Annotated in this window: 1 protein-coding gene; it reads right to left on the bottom strand. The window is 68.0% G+C overall.

The annotated features are described in order from the left end of the window. Positions 1-1,311 (bottom strand): thiamine pyrophosphate-dependent enzyme (locus tag JNK30_RS17755; RefSeq protein ID WP_293484228.1); only part of this gene is annotated, 1,311 nt, incomplete at both ends.

The following is a 1,311-nucleotide window of genomic DNA, read 5'->3' on the forward strand; positions in this document are numbered from 1 at the left end:
TGGTTCTTGATCTTCGCGTACATCAGCGGCTGGGTCATCGTGGGGTCGTCCCCCTCGTTGTGACCGAACCGCCGGTAGCAGAACATGTCGACGACCACGTCCTTGCCGAACAGCTGGCGATACTCGGTCGCCACCTTGGCCGCGAAGGTCACCGCCTCGGGGTCGTCGCAGTTGACGTGGAAGATCGGGGTCTCGACCGCCAGCGCCACATCGGTGGGGTAGGGCGACGAGCGGCTGTTCTTCGGGCTGGTGGTGAACCCGATCTGGTTGTTGACCACGAAGTGCATGGTCCCGCCCACGCCGTAGCCGCGCAGGCCCGACAGCGCGAAGCACTCCGACACCACGCCCTGGCCGGCGAAGGCCGCGTCGCCGTGCAGCAGCAGCGGCAGAACGTGGCTGCGGCCCGCGCTCGGGGTCTCGCGCAGCGTGAAGGCCTGCTTGGCGCGCGCCTTGCCGATGACGACGGGGTTCACGATCTCCAGGTGCGACGGGTTGGCGGTCAGCGACAGGTGCACCTCGTTGCCGTCGAACTCGCGGTCCGAGCTGGCGCCCAGGTGGTACTTCACGTCGCCCGAGCCCTGCACGTCGCTGGGCAGCGACGAGCCGCCCTGGAACTCGTGGAAAATCACGTGGTACGGCTTGCCCATCACGGCGGCGAGCACGTTCAGGCGGCCGCGGTGCGGCATGCCGATGACGATGTCCTTCACCCCCATCGCGCCGCCGCGCTTGATGATCTGCTCCAGCGCCGGGACCATCGCCTCGCCGCCGTCTAGGCCGAAGCGCTTGGTGCCGGGGAAGCGGCGATGAAGGAAGGCCTCGAAGCCCTGCGCCTCGATCAGCTTCTTCAGGATGGCGACCTTGCCCTCCTTGGTGAAGTTGATCTCCTTGTCGCGGCCCTCGATCCGCTCCTGCAGCCACGCCTTCTCCTTGGGATCGGAGATGTGCATGTACTGGACGCCGAGGTTGCCGCAGTAGGTGCGGCGCAGGATCGCCAGGATTTCCCGCACCGAGGCGGTCTCCAGGCCCAGCACGTAGTCCAGGAAGATCGGACGGTCGAAGTCGGCCTCGGCGAAGCCGTAGGTGGCGGGATCCAGCTCGGAGGCGTCGCCGGGCGTGGTGGCGATGCCCAGCGGGTCCAGATTGGCCTTGAGGTGGCCGCGCATCCGGTAGGCCCGGATCATCATGATCGCGCGCAGGCTGTCCAGCGTGGCGGCGCGGACCTCGTCCACCGAGGCGGTCGGCTTGCGCGCCTCGATGGTCTTGCCGAGCTTGGCCTCGACCGCGGGCCAGAGCCCGTCGATGGCGCTCATC

This window comes from Phenylobacterium sp. (assembly GCF_016793225.1).
Taxonomy (GTDB): Bacteria; Pseudomonadota; Alphaproteobacteria; order Caulobacterales; family Caulobacteraceae; genus Phenylobacterium.